This window comes from Streptomyces sp. SID13666 (genome assembly GCF_010548325.1).
GTDB lineage: Bacteria > Actinomycetota > Actinomycetes > Streptomycetales > Streptomycetaceae > Actinacidiphila > Actinacidiphila fildesensis.
In genome coordinates this window covers 17,127-33,775 of record NZ_JAAGLX010000067.1, presented here as the reverse complement: position 1 = coordinate 33,775, position 16,649 = coordinate 17,127, and the positions used below count along the sequence as shown (strand labels likewise).

General features: G+C 69.9%; 17 protein-coding genes and 5 tRNA genes. 17 read left to right on the top strand and 5 right to left on the bottom strand.

Features of this window, described 5'->3' with window-relative positions:
• A partial coding sequence (locus G3I60_RS40775) for a nitrate- and nitrite sensing domain-containing protein (protein ID WP_164608458.1) occupies positions 1–2,280 on the bottom strand: 2,280 nt, incomplete at its 3' end.
• A 602-nt stretch (positions 2,281–2,882) separates the two neighbouring features.
• Here G3I60_RS40775 and G3I60_RS40770 point away from each other — a divergent pair.
• The 9 genes from G3I60_RS40770 to G3I60_RS40730 all read left to right on the top strand — a co-directional run bounded on the left by G3I60_RS40770 (position 2,883) and on the right by G3I60_RS40730 (position 6,782).
• Entirely contained in the window at positions 2,883–3,065 is a 183-nt protein-coding gene (locus tag G3I60_RS40770; protein WP_138356494.1) for a hypothetical protein, read from the top strand.
• Between the two features lie 96 nt (positions 3,066–3,161).
• On the top strand, positions 3,162–3,944 hold the full coding sequence (locus G3I60_RS40765) for a fumarylacetoacetate hydrolase family protein (protein ID WP_138356493.1): 783 nt from the start codon (positions 3,162–3,164) through the stop codon (positions 3,942–3,944).
• Positions 3,937–5,418, top strand: coding sequence for a glutamate--tRNA ligase (gene gltX / locus G3I60_RS40760; protein WP_164608457.1), 1,482 nt, complete (start codon positions 3,937–3,939; stop codon positions 5,416–5,418). The genes G3I60_RS40765 and gltX overlap by 8 nt, the downstream gene beginning before the upstream one ends.
• A gap of 56 nt (positions 5,419–5,474) precedes the next feature.
• Positions 5,475–6,206, top strand: coding sequence for an HAD family hydrolase (locus G3I60_RS40755; RefSeq protein ID WP_164297872.1), 732 nt, complete (start codon positions 5,475–5,477; stop codon positions 6,204–6,206).
• A gap of 88 nt (positions 6,207–6,294) precedes the next feature.
• Positions 6,295–6,366: transfer RNA gene (locus G3I60_RS40750), tRNA-Gln, on the top strand.
• 21 nt (positions 6,367–6,387) lie between these two features.
• A tRNA-Glu gene (locus G3I60_RS40745) sits at positions 6,388–6,460 on the top strand.
• A gap of 61 nt (positions 6,461–6,521) precedes the next feature.
• Positions 6,522–6,594, top strand: a tRNA-Glu gene (locus G3I60_RS40740).
• Positions 6,595–6,606: 12 nt separating this feature from the next.
• A tRNA-Gln gene (locus tag G3I60_RS40735) sits at positions 6,607–6,678 on the top strand.
• A gap of 31 nt (positions 6,679–6,709) precedes the next feature.
• Positions 6,710–6,782: transfer RNA gene (locus tag G3I60_RS40730), tRNA-Glu, on the top strand.
• 71 nt (positions 6,783–6,853) lie between these two features.
• On the opposite strand, the gene G3I60_RS40725 is transcribed toward G3I60_RS40730, so the two are convergent.
• Positions 6,854–7,501, bottom strand: coding sequence for a MerR family transcriptional regulator (locus tag G3I60_RS40725; protein ID WP_187145332.1), 648 nt, complete (start codon positions 7,499–7,501; stop codon positions 6,854–6,856).
• A gap of 83 nt (positions 7,502–7,584) precedes the next feature.
• Here G3I60_RS40725 and G3I60_RS40720 point away from each other — a divergent pair, with 83 nt between their 5' ends.
• Entirely contained in the window at positions 7,585–8,076 is a 492-nt protein-coding gene (locus tag G3I60_RS40720; protein WP_164297868.1) for a DUF4188 domain-containing protein, read from the top strand.
• Positions 8,077–8,211: 135 nt separating this feature from the next.
• Here G3I60_RS40720 and ndgR read toward each other — a convergent pair whose 3' ends face one another.
• Positions 8,212–8,928: an IclR family transcriptional regulator NdgR gene (gene ndgR, locus G3I60_RS40715; protein WP_138356489.1), complete on the bottom strand. Its 717-nt coding sequence runs from the start codon at positions 8,926–8,928 to the stop codon at positions 8,212–8,214.
• Positions 8,929–9,088: 160 nt separating this feature from the next.
• Between ndgR and leuC the strand changes: the two genes are divergently transcribed.
• The 4 genes from leuC (at position 9,089) to G3I60_RS40695 (ending at position 12,271) form a co-directional block, all read left to right on the top strand.
• Positions 9,089–10,519, top strand: a complete 1,431-nt coding sequence (leuC, locus tag G3I60_RS40710; RefSeq protein ID WP_164297865.1) for a 3-isopropylmalate dehydratase large subunit — start codon at positions 9,089–9,091, stop codon at positions 10,517–10,519.
• Between the two features lie 5 nt (positions 10,520–10,524).
• Positions 10,525–11,118 carry a 3-isopropylmalate dehydratase small subunit gene (leuD, locus tag G3I60_RS40705; RefSeq protein WP_138356487.1) on the top strand — a complete coding sequence of 198 codons (594 nt, stop codon included), beginning with the start codon at positions 10,525–10,527 and terminating at the stop codon, positions 11,116–11,118.
• Positions 11,119–11,271: 153 nt separating this feature from the next.
• The gene (locus tag G3I60_RS40700; RefSeq protein ID WP_138356486.1) at positions 11,272–11,505 is read left to right on the top strand and encodes a hypothetical protein; all 234 of its coding nucleotides are present in this window, start codon (positions 11,272–11,274) and stop codon (positions 11,503–11,505) included.
• Between the two features lie 124 nt (positions 11,506–11,629).
• A complete protein-coding gene (locus tag G3I60_RS40695) occupies positions 11,630–12,271 on the top strand; it encodes an HU family DNA-binding protein (RefSeq protein ID WP_138356485.1) in 642 nt (213 codons plus the stop codon).
• A gap of 92 nt (positions 12,272–12,363) precedes the next feature.
• Here the strand turns inward: G3I60_RS40695 and G3I60_RS40690 are convergent, their stop codons facing one another.
• Both G3I60_RS40690 and cofC read right to left on the bottom strand, forming a co-directional pair.
• Positions 12,364–12,591, bottom strand: a complete 228-nt coding sequence (locus G3I60_RS40690) for a hypothetical protein (RefSeq protein WP_138356484.1) — start codon at positions 12,589–12,591, stop codon at positions 12,364–12,366.
• Between the two features lie 75 nt (positions 12,592–12,666).
• Positions 12,667–13,302 carry a 2-phospho-L-lactate guanylyltransferase gene (cofC, locus tag G3I60_RS40685; protein ID WP_164297878.1) on the bottom strand — a complete coding sequence of 212 codons (636 nt, stop codon included), beginning with the start codon at positions 13,300–13,302 and terminating at the stop codon, positions 12,667–12,669.
• A 228-nt stretch (positions 13,303–13,530) separates the two neighbouring features.
• On the opposite strand from cofC, the gene G3I60_RS40680 reads away from it, so the two are divergent.
• From G3I60_RS40680 to G3I60_RS40670, 3 genes are read left to right on the top strand one after another with little or no spacing between them, the layout of a single operon-like run.
• Entirely contained in the window at positions 13,531–14,394 is an 864-nt protein-coding gene (locus G3I60_RS40680; RefSeq protein WP_164297863.1) for a lysophospholipid acyltransferase family protein, read from the top strand.
• Positions 14,395–15,396, top strand: coding sequence for an NAD(P)H-dependent glycerol-3-phosphate dehydrogenase (locus G3I60_RS40675; RefSeq protein ID WP_138356482.1), 1,002 nt, complete (start codon positions 14,395–14,397; stop codon positions 15,394–15,396).
• Positions 15,397–15,408: 12 nt separating this feature from the next.
• On the top strand, positions 15,409–16,563 hold the full coding sequence (locus G3I60_RS40670; protein ID WP_164297861.1) for a D-alanine--D-alanine ligase family protein: 1,155 nt from the start codon (positions 15,409–15,411) through the stop codon (positions 16,561–16,563).
• Positions 16,564–16,649: the final 86 nt, after the last annotated feature.

Below are 16,649 nucleotides of genomic sequence, written 5' to 3'. Positions count from 1 at the left end.
CTGCCCGCCGCCCGCGTCCTTGCCGCGCTGCGGCGGCCGGCCGACCTGTCCCGCGGGACCGGCGGGGGCACCGAAGGCGTTGGTGGCGGGGGCGCCGGGGCCGTTGGGCGTACCGGGCATGCCCGTCGCGATCGGGCCGCGCTTGCCTGCGGCCGCGTTCTTGGCGTTCTGGCCGCCCTGCGTGACGTCCACCGGCAGCATGACGAGCGCGGTGGTGCCGCCGGAGTCCGACGGGCGCAGCTGGATGCGGATGCCGTGTCGCAGGGACAGCCGGCCGACCACGAACAGGCCCATGCGGCGGGAGACCGAGACATCCACGGTCGGCGGGTTCGCGAGCCGCTCGTTGATGTCCGACAGGTCCTCGGGCGAGAGCCCGATGCCGGTGTCGTGGATCTCGATGAGCACCCGGCCGTCCGGCAGCGCGTGGCCGGTGACCTTCACCTTGGTCTGCGGGGAGGAGAACGAGGTGGCGTTCTCCAGCAGCTCGGCGAGCAGGTGGACGAGGTCGTTGACGATACGGCCGGTGACCTCGGCGGCGGGCACCGAGGTGAGCTCGATGCGCTCGTACTGCTCCACCTCGGAGGCCGCGGCACGGAGCACGTCGACCAGCGGGACCGGGCGGGTCCAGCGGCGGCCCGGCTCCTCACCGGCGAGGACGAGGAGGTTCTCGCCGTTCCGGCGCATACGGGTCGCGAGGTGGTCGAGCTTGAAGAGGCTGGACAGCTGGTCCGGGTCGGCCTCGCGGCTCTCCAGTTCGGAGATGAGCGAGAGCTGGCGCTGGATGAGCCCCTGGCTGCGGCGCGAGAGGTTGGTGAACATCGCGTTGACGTTGCCTCGCAGGAGCGCCTGCTCGGCGGCGAGACGGACGGCCTCGCTGTGGACCTCGTCGAACGCGCGGGCGACCTGGCCGATCTCGTCCCGGCTGTGGATACCGATCGAGACGACGGACGTGTCGACGTCCTGCGGGTCGGACTCCGACAGCTGCTTGACCAGCTCGGGCAGCCGCTTCTGGGCGACGTCCTGGGCGGTCTCCTGCAGCCGGCGCAGCGAGCGGATCATGGAGCGGGCCACGATGAAGGCGCCGACGACGGCGACACCGAGGACGATCAGGATGATCGCACCGTCGATGATCGCCTGGCGCTGGGCCTCGCCCCGCAGCTTGAGGGCCTGCTGCTGCATCTCGTTGAGCAGCGACCGCTCGATGTTGGTCATCGCCTGGATCTTGCTCCGGGCGGCGTCGTCCCAGTCGCGGTAGGTGGCTCCGGTGGCCTGGAAGGTGTTGATGCCGCCCTTGGAGTTCAGGATCCGGGTGGCGTTGGTGTCGTGGTTCTTGATCGTGTCGTTGCCGCCCTCGAGGGGGGCCATCAGCTCGACGGAGTCGGCGCCGCCGTAGATCTTCCCGAACCGGGTCAGCGCGGTCTTCTCGGACTGCGCGGCGGCCTTCGCGTACTGCCAGTCGTTCTCCGAGAGCGTGACGCCGCCTTGCGGGGCGAGCGCGGCGCTGATCACCGCGCGCTGGATGGACTCGAACTCCTTGGCGGAGGAGAACGCGGCCAGCGCGCGGGTGCTGCGGATCATTTCCTGGTTGCTGGTCGCCTGCGCCATGTCCTGGGACAGCGAGAGCAGCGACTGGATCAGCGAGTCGTACTTGTTGACCGTCAGCGCGATGTACTGCGGCTGCTGGTAGGCCTGGTCACGGATCTCGTTGATGCTGCCGAGCTGCTGCTCGATCGCGAGCAGGGTGGAGCGGACACCGACGAAGACCTGGTCGTTCGGGTCGACGTCGTCGGTGGTGCTCTGGAAGAGCTTGCGGTAACGGTCGGTCGTCTCCCGGGAGGCGCCGACGGCGTCGTCGCTCTTGCCGGTGCCGGAGGACATCGGTCCCGCGGAGCGGTCCCGTTCCTCCTGCAGCGCGCCGGCGAGGTCGGTCGCGTGCTCGGTGATCTCGGTGAGCTGCTTCATGTGCTCGAGCTGGGCGATGTTGTCCAGCGAGCTGGAGATACGCAGCGCACCGAGCGAGGTGGCCGCGACCACCGGCAGGGCGAGCAGAGAGATCAGACGGGTGCTGATCCTCCAGTTGCGCATGGCTATTCGGGGGCCTGGCTTACCGACACCGCCCGTGATCCGGCCGGCGTCGATGCCGCTGTGCGTGCTTGAGCGTCCGGCGGCCGCGGTGTTCACGGCGTCGTCGGATCGCTGCGGCGACGGACCGCTGTTGGCTCCGCCGGGCTGCTCCGGGTCGCCCGCAGCGCCGCTGTCCCTCTTGAAACGTCCCTGCACTAGCGTCGCAACCTCTGGACCAGGCGTCCCCCGCATGTGCGGCGGGACGGTGTCGAGTCATGGGGGCCCCGGTGATCCCGGAGTAGGGATGACCGACGATGCCCTTCACCGCCACTCGATGCTCGTACGCGCCCCCTGACGCGCTGGCTTCGATGGATGTGGCGGTCCGGGGAATTCCAGCACAGTGCAGGATCTCCAACAAGGGCCGCAGCCCAGTCAATGACATGAGTGACTGACTGCGCCGGTCCGGGCACAGAGCGTTCAGGTCCGTTTCGGCGAAAGCCCGCGATTCTGGAACTTTTGGGCACCGAAGGGCGCTCCGGGCAGGGCGAACGGCTCGTGTCCGGGTGGAGGGTAAGGTCCGTGAACTCCCGTAATGTCCGCTTGATGGAGAGGTGCGGACCGCCCGATTCGGGCCTTATGTCGGGTAGTTCGTGAGCAAAATCACAACGAGATCGTTGCCTGGGTCGCGTAAATCGGGGAACTGTCGCCACTAGCCTGGATCTTTACGCACGGCAGCGTTCTGTAAACCAGTGCACCCAGGTGACCCCGCAGACCCGCGTCGCAACCGGCGCCCCGACCCCCTGAGGCCCAGACACCCCATGAAGACCACCATGCTGTTCCGCCCGATCGCCAACCCGCGCCGCACCACCCTCATGCACCTCAAGGATGCCGAGGAACTGCAGGCCCCGGTGATCGCGGCCGAGGACATCATCGGCGACGAGCTGCCGCAGCAGACGGCCAACCCGCGCCGCACGATCCTCATGGACGCGCCCACCGCCTGAACCACGGGCAGCGGCGGAAATCAGCAGGGTGCGCCCGGGGCCTCACGTTAACCTGGAGAGATCCAGTCTTCGGCCAGTGAGGGGCAGCAGCTTCCCGTGCGCATCGCCAGGTTCTCCATCGACGGCAATGTCGCCTTCGGCGCGGTCGAGGGCGACCCGACCGTCCCCGACGGTCTCGTCCTCGACATCATCAAGGGCATCCCGTTCGCCGAATTCGAGCTCTCCGGCACCAAGGTGCCGCTGAGCAAGGTCCGGCTCCTTCCGCCGGTGCTCCCGAACAAGGTCGTCGCCATCGGCCGCAACTACGCCGAACACGCCGCGGAACTGGGCAACGAGGTCCCCGCGGTCCCGGTCGCCTTCTTCAAGCCGTCCACTTCCGTGGTCGGATCCGGTGACCCGATCGTGTACCCCTCGTTCTCGAACGAGGTGCACCACGAGGCCGAGCTGGCCGTCGTGATCAGCCGGCTGTGCCGCGAGGTCCCGCGCGAACGCGTCAAGGACGTCATCCTCGGCTACACCTGCGCCAACGACGTCACCGCACGTGACGCGCAGCGCGCCGAGGGCCAGTGGGCCCGCGCCAAGGGCTTCGACTCCGCGTGCCCCCTCGGCCCCTGGATCGAGACCGATCTGGACCCCTCCGACCTGGCCATCACGGCCACGGTCAACGGCGAACTGCGCCAGGCGGGCCGGACCAGCCAGATGGTCCGCTCGATCGAGGACCTGATCGTGCACATCACCGAGGCGATGACGCTGCTCCCGGGCGACGTCATCCTCACCGGCACCCCGGCAGGCGTCGGACCGCTCAACGTCGGCGACGAGGTCGCCGTCTCCATCGAAGGCATCGGCACTCTCACCAACAAGGTGATCAAGCGTGGCTAGCGCATCCCCCGTACGCGTCCGTTTCTGTCCCTCGCCGACCGGCAACCCGCATGTGGGCCTGGTCCGCACCGCCCTGTTCAACTGGGCGTTCGCCCGGCACCACCAGGGCAAACTGATCTTCCGTATCGAGGACACCGACGCGGCCCGGGACTCCGAGGAGTCCTACCAGCAGCTGCTCGACGCGATGCGCTGGCTCGGCTTCGACTGGGACGAGGGTCCCGAGGTCGGCGGCCCGCACGCCCCGTACCGGCAGTCCGAGCGCATGGACATCTACGCGGACGTCGCGAAGAAGCTCCAGGACGCCGGGCACGCCTACGACTGCTACTGCACCACGCCCGAGCTGGACGCCCGCCGGGCCGCCGCCCGCGCCGCCGGCAAGCCATCCGGCTACGACGGCCACTGCCGTGACCTCGGCGCCGAGCAGATCGCGGCCTACCAGGCCGAGGGCCGCACGTCGATCGTCCGCTTCCGGATGCCGGACGCGCCGATCACCTTCACCGACCTGGTGCGCGGCGAGCTGACCTTCACCCCGGAGAACGTGCCCGACTTCGGTATCGTCCGGGCCAACGGGGCGCCGCTCTACACGCTGGTCAACCCGGTGGACGACGCGCTGATGGAGATCACGCACGTGCTGCGCGGCGAGGACCTGCTGTCCTCCACCCCGCGGCAGATCGCGCTCTACGGCGCCCTCGCCGAGATCGGCGTCGGCAACGGCACCACCCCGGCGTTCGGCCACCTCCCGTACGTCATGGGGGAGGGCAACAAGAAGCTCTCCAAGCGCGACCCGGAGTCCTCGCTCAACCTGTACCGCGAGCGCGGCTTCCTGCCAGAGGGTCTGCTCAACTACCTGTCGCTGCTCGGCTGGTCCCTCTCGGCCGACCAGGACCTCTTCTCGATGGAGGAGATGGTCGCGGCCTTCGACATCGCGGACGTCAACGCCAACCCGGCGCGCTTCGACCTCAAGAAGTGCGAGCACATCAACGCCGAGCACCTGCGGATGCTGGACGTGAAGGCGTTCATGGCGGCCTGTGCCCCGTGGCTGAAGGCGCCGTTCGCACCCTGGGCCCCCGAGGCCTTCGACCAGGCGGCCTTCGAGGCCATCGCCCCGTACGCCCAGACCCGCCTCCAGGTCCTCTCGGACATCACGGCCAATGTCGACTTCCTCTTCCTGGGCCAGCCGGCCGAGGACGAGGCGTCCTGGCAGAAGGCGATGAAGGAGGGCTCCGACGCCCTGCTGCGCACCGCCCGCGCCAAGCTCGCCGACGCGGACTGGTCCGACCCGGAGTCGCTGAAGGGCGCCGTGCTGGCGGCCGGCGAGGAGCACGGCCTGAAGCTCGGCAAGGCCCAGGCCCCGGTCCGCGTGGCGGTCACCGGCCGCACGGTCGGCCTGCCGCTCTTCGAGTCCCTGGAGGTGCTCGGCCGCGAGCGCACCCTGGCCCGCGTCGACGCCGCACTGGCGAAGCTCGCCGGCTAGGGCCTGTCCGGTCCTGGGGCTGACGGCTCCGGGGCCACCGTCCTAGGGTTGGCGGCATGCCGATCCGTGCCGTCCTCTGGGACGTAGACGACACCCTGTTCGACTTCACGACAGCCGACGAGCAGGGGTTTGTGCAGCATGTGGTGGCCGAGGGCCTGGCCGGCGGATCCGAATCCGCCGGCCAGGCCCTCGGTCGTTGGCAGTTGATCACCGCGCGCCACTGGCAGCGTTTCGCGGACGGAGCCGTCGACTACGAGGGCCAGCGCCGCGACCGGGTCCGCGAGTTCCTGGGTGAGCCGCTGAGCGACGCGGAGGCGTCCGCCTGGTTCTCCCGTTACGTCTCCCACTACGAGGCCGCCTGGGCCCTGTTCCCGGACGCCTCGCCCGCCGTGGCGGCGCTGGCGCCCGGCTACCGGCAGGGAGTTCTGTCGAACTCCAGCACCGTCCACCAGGAGCGCAAGCTGCGCACGCTCGGGCTGCGGGACCGTTTCGAGGTGCTGCTGTGCGCGGCGGAGCTGGGGGTGAGCAAGCCCGCCGCCGGGGCGTTCCTGGCGGGGTGCGCGGCGCTGGGCCTGCCGCCCGCCGAGGTGGCGTACGTCGGCGACCAGCCCGAGATCGATGCCCGTGGTGCGGACGAGGCGGGTCTGTTCGGCATCTGGCTGGACCGCCGGGGCACCGCCGCGGGACCGGATATCCCGTCGGGCCTGCGAAGGATCATCGGACTGGCGGAGCTGCCCGCGCTGCTGGCTGCGAATACCGGTTTTGGAGCCCCGTCCCCCATCGGGTAATGTTCTTCCTGCGCCGCCCAACCGGGCCGAAAGGCCAGGCCGGAAGCGCAACATCAAACAAACCCCCGGCCAGGGGGTTGTGTTTTGGTGGGGTATGGTGTAATTGGCAACACGAGGGTTTCTGGTTCCCTTATTCTAGGTTCGAGTCCTGGTACCCCAGCGCAGTACAAAGCAAGTGCGAGCCCCCGTTGTGTAGCGGCCTAGCACGCTGCCCTCTCACGGCAGTAGCGCCGGTTCGAATCCGGTCGGGGGTACAGATCCTTCTCTCCGTCACCTTCGGGTCGCACCTGACCGTGACGATGCAGGATCGCTAGGGCCCCCGTTGTGTAGCGGCCTAGCACGCTGCCCTCTCACGGCAGTAGCGCCGGTTCGAATCCGGTCGGGGGTACTTGACACACCATGGGGTATGGTGTAATTGGCAGCACGAGGGTTTCTGGTTCCCTTAGTCTAGGTTCGAGTCCTGGTACCCCAGCGCAGTACCGCGTATGTTGAAGCAAGTGCGAGCCCCCGTTGTGTAGCGGCCTAGCACGCTGCCCTCTCACGGCAGTAGCGCCGGTTCGAATCCGGTCGGGGGTACGTATCGAAGAGGCCCTCCGCCACGGCGGAGGGCCTCTTTGCTGTGTCCTCGCGCCCCGCCGGGCCGGCGCTCAATCTCCGGTGCCGAAACGGCGGTTGGACTCCTCGGCCTCCGCGAGTCGGCGCAGACTCAGCAGGACCGGCTCGTAGAGCACGGTGAGCGCGACCGCCGCCTCGACCTGTTCGAGGGGGGTGCTGAACCCTTCGACAAGATCCAGGTCGGTAACGGCCAGTTGGGCCGCGGCCCGGGCGTACGGCGCCAAGTCGTCGGCGTCACAGGGATATCCGAGCCGGACCAGTGCCGACACCGCCACCACGAGCGTCGCCCAGGCCGGGGCCTCCTCGCCGGCGTCCAGGCATTCCTGCCAGGCGAGCCGCCGCATGAGCAGCTCCACCTCGCGCCGGGCGACCGCGGTCGCCGGATCGTCCTCGACCGGCTTCGGACCCTGCGGCAGCGCCCAGACGGCGGCACCCAGCCGCGTGTTCTGGTCCAGCGACTCGTCCTCGACCGCCGCCAGTACCTGGCGCGCGGTGGCCACCGGCATCCTCCCGACCTGGATGAGGGCCCGGACGAGGCGCAGCCGGCGCAGATGGTCGTCGCCGTACTCCGCCTGGGTGGCGGTGATCCGGCGGCCGGGGGGCAGCAGTTGCTCCCGCAGGTAGTACTTGATCGTGGCGGCCGGGAGCCCGCTGCGTTCACTCAGTTCCGCGAGCTTCATCCTCTTGCGCCCTTCCTTGGAGAGTGGCACTATCCAACCATGGATAGTGAAGCTATCCAATACAACGACACCGGGGAGCCACCATGAGCGCCGAACTGTTCGAGGGCCGGACCACCGCCGCTGCGGAGGGTGAGGTGATCGTCTTTCTCATCGGAATGCGGATCAACAACTTCTGGGCCCTGCGCAGCTGGTGGCCGGTGATGAGGGCGATGCCGCGCATGCTCAAGGAGCTGTCGCGGGAGAAGGAGAGAGGACTGCTGGGCTTCCGGCTCCACTTGGGCATGCCGCGGGTCTTCGAGGTGACCCAGTACTGGGAGTCGCGTGAGCAGCTGATCGCCTACGCCTCGGCGCAGGACGGCGAGCACCGCCCGGCGTGGGCGGCCTTCAACCGGCGGGTGCGGGCGGGGAAGAACAAGGTCGGCTTCTTCCACGAGACCTACGCGGTGCCCGCGGGCAGCTACGAGCAGGTCTACATCAACATGCCGGCGTTCGGCCTGGGCGAGGCCACCGGGGTCATTCCGGTCGGCCGCCGCGGCGAGAGCGCCAAGGAGCGCCTGGCGTACCGGGCGGGCTGACGTACCGGGGCGGGCTGACGTACCGGGCGGGCTGCCGTCCGGGGACGGGAAACAGGTGCGCGCCGGTGCCGGGGGCTTGGACGGAGCCCCCGGCACCGGCGCGCTCGGTACGGGTGGTGGTGGGAAAGCGCGGTCTCAGCCGTTGCGGCGCAGGGCCTCGGAGAGCCGTCCCGCGGCGTCGATGACGGCCTGGGCGTGCATCCGGCCCGGGTGCCGGGTCAGCCGCTCGATCGGTCCGGAGACCGAGACGGCGGCGACCACCCGGTTCGAGGGCCCGCGCACCGGCGCGGAGACGGAGGCGACGCCCGGCTCCCGCTCGCCGATGGACTGGGCCCAGCCCCGGCGGCGTACGCCGGAGAGCGCGGTGGCCGTGAATCGGGCACCCTGGAGACCACGGTGCAGCCGCTCCGGCTCTTCCCATGCCATCAGGACCTGGGCGGCGGACCCGGCCTTCATCGGCAGCGTCGAGCCGACCGGCACGGTGTCCCGCAGCCCGGACAGCCGTTCCGCGGCGGCCACACAGATCCGCATGTCGCCCTGGCGCCGGTAGAGCTGGGCGCTCTCGCCGGTCACGTCCCGCAGGTGGGTGAGGACCGGTCCCGCCGTGGCCAGCAGCCGGTCCTCGCCCGCCGCGGCGGCGAGCTCGGAGAGCCGGGGGCCCAGGATGAAGCGGCCCTGCATGTCACGGGCGACCAGCCGGTGATGTTCGAGCGCGACCGCGAGGCGGTGCGCGGTGGGGCGGGCGAGGCCCGTGGCGCCGACAAGCCCGGCCAGGGTGGCCGGTCCGGACTCCAGCGCGCTGAGCACCAGAGCCGCCTTGTCGAGAACGCCGACGCCGCTAGAGTTGTCCATGCAACGATATTCGCGTCTCACACTGTGAAACGCAAGTTCAATTTTCCAGCGAAAGCGTCAGGCTGGGGAGCACGGCAGGGACGCCGACCGGAACCAGGGGACCGGACGGAGTCCACATCAGACGAGTTGGCCGGCAGCGACGCCGGTCGGAGGGACAGCGATGGGTAGGACACTCGCGGAAAAGGTCTGGGACGACCATGTCGTCCGGCGCGCCGAGGGCGAGCCCGACCTTCTCTACATCGATCTGCACCTGCTGCACGAGGTGACCAGCCCCCAGGCCTTCGACGGTCTGCGGTTGAACGGGCGCCAGGTGCGGCGGACCGATCTCACCATCGCCACGGAGGACCACAACACTCCGACCCTCGACATCGACAAGCCGATCGCCGACCCGGTCTCCCGTACCCAGCTGGAGACGCTGCGTAAGAACTGCGCGGAGTTCGGTGTCCGTCTGCACCCGCTGGGTGACGTCGAGCAGGGCGTCGTCCACGTGGTGGGACCGCAGCTGGGCCTGACCCAGCCCGGCACCACCGTGGTGTGCGGCGACAGCCACACCTCCACGCACGGCGCCTTCGGCGCGCTCGCGTTCGGCATCGGCACCAGCCAGGTCGAGCACGTTCTGGCCACCCAGACCCTGCCGCTGGCCCGCCCCAAGACCATGGCGATCACCGTCGGTGGCGAACTGCCCGCCGATGTCACCGCCAAGGACCTGATCCTCGCCATCATCGCGAAGATCGGCACCGGCGGCGGCCAGGGCTATGTCATCGAGTACCGCGGCCCGGCCATCGAGAAGCTGTCGATGGAAGCCCGGATGACCGTCTGCAACATGTCGATCGAGGCGGGCGCGCGGGCCGGCATGATCGCCCCCGACCGCACCACGTTCGACTATCTGCAGGGCCGTGACCACGCCCCCACGGGCGCGGACTGGGACGCCGCCGTCGAGTACTGGCAGACCCTGCGCACCGACGACGACGCGGTCTTCGACCACGAGGTCTACATCGACGGTGCCGCACTGGCCCCGTTCGTCACCTGGGGCACCAACCCCGCCCAGGGCGCCCCGCTGAGCGCCTCGGTGCCGGACCCGGCGTCGTTCGACGACCCCAGCGACCGCCAGGCCGCCGAGAAGGCCCTGGAGTACATGGGACTTCACGCGGGCCAGCCGTTGCGCGAGGTCAAGGTCGACACCGTCTTCGTCGGCTCCTGCACCAACGGCCGGATCGAGGATCTGCGGGCCGCGGCGTCCATCGTCGAGGGTCGACAGGTGGCCAACGGCGTCCGCATGCTGGTCGTCCCCGGCTCCGTCCGGGTCGCCCTGCAGGCCGTCGCCGAGGGCCTGGACAAGGTCTTCACCGCTTCCGGCGCCGAATGGCGGCACGCCGGTTGCTCGATGTGCCTGGGCATGAACCCCGACCAACTCGCCCCTGGTGAGCGCTCCGCGTCCACCTCCAACCGCAACTTCGAGGGACGGCAGGGCAAGGGCGGCCGTACGCACCTGGTATCGCCGCAGGTCGCCGCCGCCACGGCGGTACTCGGGCACCTCGCTTCGCCCGCGGACCTGACCGACTCCGACGCCCGTACCGCTGTGGAGGCCTGATACCGATGGAAGCGTTCACCACACACACCGGCCGGGCCGTCCCGCTGCGCCGCAGCAACGTCGACACCGACCAGATCATCCCGGCCCACTGGCTGAAGAAGGTCACCCGCAACGGCTTCGAGGACGGGCTCTTCGAGGCCTGGCGCAAGGACGAGAAATTCGTTCTCAACCTGCCCGAGCGCGCGGGGGCGACCGTGTTGGTCGCCGGCTTCGACTTCGGCACCGGCTCGTCCCGCGAGCACGCGGTGTGGGCGCTGCAGAACTACGGCTTCAAAGCCGTGATCTCGTCCCGCTTCGCGGACATCTTCCGGGGCAACTCGCTCAAGAACGGCCTGCTCACGGTCGTGCTGCCGCAGGAGACCGTCGAGCGGCTGTGGAAGCTGACCGAGGCCGACCCGACCGCCGAGGTCACGGTCGACCTGGTGGCCAGGGAAGTGCGCGCCGAGGGCATCACCGCGGCGTTCGAGCTGGACGACAACGCCCGCTGGCGCCTGCTGGAAGGGCTGGACGACATCAGCCTGACCCTCGCCAACGAGGCGGACATCACCACCTATGAGCGCTCCCGCCCGGCGCACAAGCCGAGCACCGTGCAGGTCTGACCGTCCCTGCGAGGGGATCCGGCCGGATTTCGAAGCGCCTTCCGCGGTCCGCGGGGGGCGCTTCGGCATGCCCGGACCACCGTATTGGCCCTGTCGCGCGAGACATTGGTCCTGTCGTGCGCGACAACTCACCGCAGATGGCACAATCGGTACATGGAACGCGATGGCCAACTCGAGCTCTACGGGGTCCTCGCCGCCCGGCTGAAGGAGGCGCACGCGCGCGTCGCGAATCTCCAAGTACCCGATGACGTAAGGCTGGAGTTGAACCGGAAACTCCTCGTCGTGACTGCTGCGGCCAAGCATGATCTCGCCGGTGCGGCACGGCGTCTGGACGTCTTCCTGCGGGAGCTCGACCAGGGCAGATTTCTTGATCAAGGAACTGTCTGAGAGCCGAGTTCGTTGCGGCACAAGGGTGATTCGCCCGTTTCGTATTTGATTTGCGGTATATATCCGCCTAACGTGCGAAAAAGCCCGTACTCATTCGCCGGGCAAAGTTTCCGAAGGGGAAGACGTGAACAAGGCGCAGCTCGTAGAAGCGATTGCCGACAAGGTAGGTGGCCGCCAGGCCGCCGCGGACGCGGTTGACGCGGTTCTCGACGCGATCGTCCGCGCGGTCGTCTCCGGCGACCGGGTCTCGGTCACCGGATTCGGTTCGTTCGAGAAGGTCGACCGTCCCGCCCGCTATGCCCGCAACCCCCAGACCGGGGAGCGGGTCCGGGTCAAGAAGACCTCGGTGCCGCGCTTCCGCGCGGGTCAGGGCTTCAAGGACCTGGTCAGCGGGGCCAAGAAGCTCCCGAAGAACGATGTCGCGGTCAAGAAGGCGCCCAAGGGCAGCCTGAGTGGCGGGGCTTCCACCCGTACCACCGCCAAGGCCGCGGCCAAGAAGGCCACGGCCAAGAAGGCCACCGCGGCGAAGAAGGCCGTGACCGCCAAGAAGGCGGCTCCCGCGAAGAAGACAGTGACCGCCAAGAAGACCACGGCGAAGAAGACCACCGCCGCGGCGAAGAAGGCGACCCCGGCCAAGAAGGCCGCCACCGCCAAGAAGGCCGCCGCCAAGAAGTCCGCCCCGGCCAAGAAGGCCACGGCGAAGAAGGCCCCGGCCAAGAAGAGTGCCGCCCGCAAGACCGCTGTGAAGCGGACTGCGAAGAAGTAGTCACCACCTGCAGGCCGCGACGGGCCGGGCTCCCCACCAGGGAGCCCGGCCCGCGCCGTTCTCCGGCAGGTCCGGCGGCTCCCGGCCCGCCGCTACGCCTTGGGCGCCTGGGGATCCGCGAAGGTCTGCAGCGTCAGGAAGACCACCCGGCGGTCGTCGCCGTCCCCCTCGGTGCGGATCCGCACCCGCTGGCCCGGCCGCAGCAGCCGCAGGCCCCCCGCGTCGAAGGCCGCCGCGTCGAACGGCAGCGGAGTCCCGTCGTCGAGCAGCACGCTGCCGGCACGTGTCCCGGGGTCGTATGTGTACGCGGTCGCCTGCATGACCGGAAGCCTAGTGAATGCGCCCACCGCCGCGACACCGCGTGCGGCCTCCCGTGGGGACAGGTGCCGCGCCGGTCAGTCGGTGATGAGCAGCCCGGCGGCGACGTCCGCGGTCCGCGGGCCGACCCCCAGGGCCAGCGCCACCCGCAGGTCGGCGGGGGTGTCGACGTCCTGGCGCACGGAGTCCACACCGCGCAGCGTGATCTCCCGGGCGCCGGATGCCCGGTGCCGGGCCCGGGAGGCACCGCCGAACGCCGGCGCCAGGTCATGACCCGGCGGCGCGGTGAGCAACGTGGTGCCGATCGCCGCCGCATCGGCCAGAAATGCCCTCCCTGAGGCTCTCGCGGCGCTGTTGAGCACTGCGGACAGCTCCAGCGGGCGCAGGGCCGGGAGATCGGCGTTCAGGGCCGCCACGGCCGCATCGGGAGTGGCGGACCGGATGAGGTGCCCGCCGTACGCGAGAGCCGCGTTGAGTCCGGCCGCCGGAGCGTCCGGCACGATCCGGGCCCCCAGGGCGGCCAGTTCCGCCGCCGCCAGCGGATCGTCGGTGACGACGGTGACGCTCCACACCTGTGCGCAGGCCAGCGCGGCGGCCACGGTGTCCTGGGCGAACGCCAGCGCCAGCCCCGGCCGCACCGTCCCCGCGGCCGGCGCCAGCCGGCTCTTGGCCACGGCGAGCGGCTTCAGCGGTACGACGAGGGACCACATCACGGATACGGGCACCGAACCATTGTGCGGTGACCCACCCGCCCGACGGCCACGGACCCACCCCTTGTTCCTTGGCCCGATTCCCCGCCAGGGGACTCCCGCAGGCACCGGCGACGCAGCTTCCCCGGGGGCGCGCCCCTCGCCCCGCCCGCCCTGGCGTTACGGTGTGCGTACCGGCGACACTTGTGCGGCTGCACTGGTGCAGCCTCGTGCAATGAGGAGGAAGTTCTGGTGTCCCGCCGCAGAATCGGCTTCTGGTACCGGCTCGCAGCCGCCATCGCGAAACCGCCGCTTCTTGTCCTCTTCAAGCGGGATTGGCGCGGAATGGAGCACATTCCGGCCGACGGTGGATTCATCACGGCCGTCAACCACAACTCATTCCTCGACCCGCTGTCGTACGGCCATTTCCAGTACAACACCGGACGGGTTCCGCGCCTGCTCGCGAAGGCCGGGCTCTTCAAGATCTTCTTTGTCGGCATGATGCTGCGCGGAACAGGTCAGATTCCGGTCTACCGGGAGTCCACTGACGCCGCCAACGCGTTCCGCGCCGCCGTCGCCGCGATCAACTCCGGCGAATGCGTCGCGTTCTATCCGGAGGGCACGCTCACCCGTGATCCCGACCAGTGGCCGATGACCGGCAAGACCGGCGCCGCACGGGTCGCGCTGCTCACCAAGGCGCCGGTGATCCCGGTCGCGCAATGGGGCGCCAACGAGGCGATGCCGCCGTACGCCAAGGGAAAGAAGTTCTTCCTCTTTCCCCGGAAGACCCTGCGGGTGATCGCCGGCCCGCCCGTCGACCTGTCGCGGTTCTACGGCCAGGAGCCCACCGCGGAGGTGCTGCGCGAGGTCACCGAGGTGATCATGGCGGAGATCACCGAGCTGCTCGCCGTGCTGCGCGGGGAGCCCGCGCCCGCCGCGCTCTACGACCCGCGCCAGGCGGCCCGCGCCCGCCGGGCGGACAAGGCGGAACGGGCCGCGAAGACCGGCGGCACCACGCGGAAGCCCGCACCGGAGCCCGTGCCGCGGCCCGCAGCGGAACCCGAGCCCGTACGGCAGCCCGTGAAGAACCCGACGGATCAGCAGGAGGAGTCGTAAGTGTCAACGCGCTGCGCGGTGTACGGAACCGGCTCCTGGGGCACCGCGTTCGCGATGGTGCTCGCCGACGCCGGATGTGACGTCTCGCTGTGGGGACGCCGGCCCGAGCTGGTCGAGGCGGTCAACGCCACCCACATGAACCCCGACTACCTGCCGGGAATCGCGCTCCCCGAGGCCGTACGGGCCACCACCGACCCGGCCGAGGCCGCCAGGGACGCCGAATTCGTCGTCCTGGCCGTCCCGTCCCAGACGCTGCGCGGCAACCTCGCCGAGTGGGCGCCCCTGCTGCGCCCCGACGCCGTCCTGGTCAGCCTGATGAAGGGTGTCGAACTCGGCACCGCCAAGCTGATGAGCGAGGTCATCGAAGAGGTGGCCAAGGCCGGCCCCGAGCGGGTCGCGGTGCTCTCCGGCCCCAACCTGGCCAAGGAGATCGCCGCCCGGCAGCCCGCCGCCTCCGTGGTCGCCTGCCGCGACGAGTCGGTGGCCCAGCGGTTCCAGGCCGCGTGCCACACCGCCTACTTCCGCCCGTACACCAACGCCGACGTGGTCGGCTGCGAACTCGGCGGAGCGGTCAAGAACGTCATCGCGCTCGCCGTCGGCATCGCCGACGGCATGGGGCTCGGCGACAACACCAAGGCCTCGCTGATCACCCGCGGGCTGGCCGAGACGACGCGGCTGGGCCTGGCGATGGGGGCCGACGCGCACACCTTCGCGGGGCTGGCCGGCATGGGCGACCTGGTCGCCACCTGCTCGTCGCCGCTGTCCCGCAACCACACCTTCGGCACCAACCTCGGCCGCGGCATGTCGCTCGCGGAGACCATCGCGGTCACCCGGCAGACTGCCGAGGGCGTGAAGTCCTGCGAGTCGGTGGCCGATCTGGCACGCCGGCACGGTGTCGACATGCCGATCACGGACACCGTCGTGGACATCGTGCACAACGGGAAGCCGCCGGTCGTGGCCGTCAAGGAGCTGATGTCCCGCTCCGCGAAATCCGAGCGGTAGGGTCAACGAACCATGAGCAATCTGCCTTCTTCCCAGACTCCCGACCAACCGCAGCGCAAGCCTCGGGTAGCGCTCGTCTTCGGCGGACGCAGCTCCGAGCACGGGGTGTCGGTGGTCACCGCGGCCAGCGTGCTGCGGGCCATCGACCGGTCGAAGTACGACGTCCTTCCCATCGGGATCACGACGGACGGCCGCTGGGCGCTGACCAGCGACGACCCGGACCGGATGGGGATCACCGACCGCCGGATGCCGACCGTGGAACAGGTCACCGACCACGAGGGCACCGTCGTGCTCCCGGTCGACCCGGCCAACCGCGAGGTCGTCTACAGCGAGCCCGGAGTGGTGCCCAAGGCCCTCGGCGACGTCGATGTCGTCTTCCCCGTGCTGCACGGCCCCTACGGCGAGGACGGCACCCTGCAGGGCCTGCTGGAGCTGTCCGGCGTGCCCTACGTGGGTGCGGGCGTCCTCGCCTCGGCCGTCGGCATGGACAAGGAGTACATGAAGCGGGTCTTCATCTCCTTCGGCCTGCCGGTCGGGCCGTATCTGGTGATCCGGCCGCGTGACTGGGAGAGCGACCAGGAGACCGCCCGCCGGAGCATCGTGGAGTTCGCCGCGGACCACGGCTGGCCGCTCTTCGTGAAGCCCGCCCGCGCGGGCTCGTCCATGGGCATCAGCAAGGTCGAGGACGCGTCCGGTCTCGACGAGGCGATCGAGGAGGCCCGGCGGCACGACCCGAAGGTCATCGTCGAGTCGCTGCTGCGCGGCCGTGAGATCGAGTGCGGCGTCCTGGAGTTCGAGGACGGCCCGCGCGCCAGCCTCCCGGCCGAGATCCCGCCGGTCACCGCCCACGACTTCTACGACTTCGAGGCCAAGTACATCGACTCGGCCGAGGGCATCGTGCCGGCGCCGCTCACCCCCGAGCAGACCGCCGAGGTGCAGCGGCTCGCCGTCGCGGCCTTCGACTCGGTCTCCTGCGAGGGTCTGGTCCGCGCGGACTTCTTCCTGCTCGACAGCGGAGAGTTCGTCATCAACGAGATCAACACGATGCCCGGCTTCACGCCCATCTCCATGTACCCGCGGATGTGGCAGGAGAGCGGCGTGGAGTACCCGGAGCTGGTGGACCGACTGATCCAGGCCGCACTGCGCCGCCGGACCGGGCTGCGCTAGAACACGGCTCGCTCCAGGCCGCCGCCCGCGCCAGGGCGCGGCCCAGGGCGTGTTGCGAAAGTCCCGCCTGGCCCACGACGCCTGGC

What these genes read in the sequence shown, in the direction of transcription:
- G3I60_RS40770 (WP_138356494.1), top strand. Translation starts at nt 2,883, where the DNA reads ATGAAGACCACCATGCTGTTCCGCCCGATCGCCAACCCGCGCCGCACC.
- G3I60_RS40755 (WP_164297872.1), top strand. Translation starts at nt 5,475, where the DNA reads ATGCCGATCCGTGCCGTCCTCTGGGACGTAGACGACACCCTGTTCGAC.
- G3I60_RS40725 (WP_187145332.1), bottom strand. Translation starts at nt 7,501, where the DNA reads ATGAAGCTCGCGGAACTGAGTGAACGCAGCGGGCTCCCGGCCGCCACG.
- G3I60_RS40720 (WP_164297868.1), top strand. Translation starts at nt 7,585, where the DNA reads ATGAGCGCCGAACTGTTCGAGGGCCGGACCACCGCCGCTGCGGAGGGT.
- ndgR (WP_138356489.1), bottom strand. Translation starts at nt 8,928, where the DNA reads ATGGACAACTCTAGCGGCGTCGGCGTTCTCGACAAGGCGGCTCTGGTG.
- leuC (WP_164297865.1), top strand. Translation starts at nt 9,089, where the DNA reads ATGGGTAGGACACTCGCGGAAAAGGTCTGGGACGACCATGTCGTCCGG.
- leuD (WP_138356487.1), top strand. Translation starts at nt 10,525, where the DNA reads ATGGAAGCGTTCACCACACACACCGGCCGGGCCGTCCCGCTGCGCCGC.
- G3I60_RS40700 (WP_138356486.1), top strand. Translation starts at nt 11,272, where the DNA reads ATGGAACGCGATGGCCAACTCGAGCTCTACGGGGTCCTCGCCGCCCGG.
- G3I60_RS40690 (WP_138356484.1), bottom strand. Translation starts at nt 12,591, where the DNA reads ATGCAGGCGACCGCGTACACATACGACCCCGGGACACGTGCCGGCAGC.
- G3I60_RS40670 (WP_164297861.1), top strand. Translation starts at nt 15,409, where the DNA reads ATGAGCAATCTGCCTTCTTCCCAGACTCCCGACCAACCGCAGCGCAAG.